Source organism: Kitasatospora sp. NPDC091257 (assembly GCF_044757675.1).
Lineage (GTDB): Bacteria > Actinomycetota > Actinomycetes > Streptomycetales > Streptomycetaceae > Kitasatospora > Kitasatospora lactacystinica.
Genome location: NZ_JBIVVI010001814.1, coordinates 1 through 1,166, shown reverse-complemented (window position 1 = coordinate 1,166; position 1,166 = coordinate 1). Strand labels below are relative to the sequence as shown.

Here is a 1,166-nt window from a genome sequence, read left to right as displayed (position 1 = left end):
GATCCTCGACACCCGGATCGCGGAAGCGGCCGCGGGCGAGTCGGTGAACTTCGCCGCCGTCGACCTCGCGAGCGGCCGGGCCGTCGGCGTCACCGTGTGGTCCTCCAGGTAGTCCAGCTGGGCCCGCACCGACAGCTCGGCGGCCGGCCACAGCGCCCGGTCCACGTCGGAGTAGACCCGGGCCACCACCTCGGGCGCGGTCCGGCAGCCCGCCTCGACCGCGGTCTCCACCTGGGCGAGCCGGGCGGCCCGGTGGGCCAGGTAGAAGTCGACGGCGCCCAGCGCGTCCCCGAGCACCGGGCCGTGGCCGGGCAGCACCGTGCGCACGCCGTGCTGGGAGGCCATGGTGTGCAGCCGGCGCAGCGAGTCCAGGTAGTCGCCCAGCCGGCCGTCGGGGTGCGCGACCATCGTGGTGCCGCGGCCGAGCACGGTGTCGCCGGTGAGCACCGCACCGTCGTCCGGCAGGTGGAAGGTCAGCGAGTCCGAGGTGTGCCCCGGGGTGGCCACCACCCGCAGGTCGAGGCCGCCGACGTCCAGGCGCTGGCCGCCCACCAGGCCCTCCGAGCCCAGCCGGTGCGCCGGGTCCAGGGCCCGCACCTCGGAGCCGGTCAGCTCGGCGAAGCGGGCCGCGCCCTCGGAGTGGTCGGCGTGGCCGTGGGTGAGCAGGGTCAGCGCGATCCGCTTGCCCCGCTCCCGCGCGAGGTCGACCACCCGGCGCAGGTGGCCCTCGTGCAGCGGGCCCGGGTCGATCACCACCGCGAGGTCCGAGCCGGGCTCGGAGAGCAGCCAGGTGTTGGTGCCGTCCAGCGTCATCGGCGACGGGTTCGGTGCCAGCACGCACAGCGCCCGAGGGGTGGCCTCGCCGCCGACGGCGGCGGCGGGGTCGCCCGGCAGGAGTCCGCTCACCGGCCGCCTCCGCCGTCTCGGTGCAGGGCCCGCAGCGGCAGTGCCCGGACGAGGGCGCGCTGCGCCACCTCGACGAACGGGACCTGGCTCACGCAGGCGGGGTCACGGGGAGTCAGACGGCGGGCGGGCATCTCGGGCGCCGTCCGGCGAGCCACGTCGTTGTGGGTCATCGGGCGTCGGTCCTCTCTCTGCGTCGGTACGGGAAGGTCGCGTCCTGCGGGGTGTACGACCCGCAGCCGGTACGGGGGCCCGGGAGGCCC

General features: G+C 76.7%; 1 protein-coding gene and 1 pseudogene. Both read right to left on the bottom strand.

Annotated elements, in window-relative coordinates:
* Window positions 1-96: 96 nt before the first annotated feature.
* A pseudogene (locus ACIQOV_RS42230) lies at window positions 97-906 on the bottom strand (MBL fold metallo-hydrolase); the annotation flags it as partial.
* Window positions 903-1,076: a hypothetical protein gene (locus ACIQOV_RS42225; RefSeq protein ID WP_359905710.1), complete on the bottom strand. Its 174-nt coding sequence runs from the start codon at window positions 1,074-1,076 to the stop codon at window positions 903-905. The gene ACIQOV_RS42225 and the pseudogene ACIQOV_RS42230, both read right to left, overlap by 4 nt.
* Window positions 1,077-1,166 lie beyond the last annotated feature (90 nt).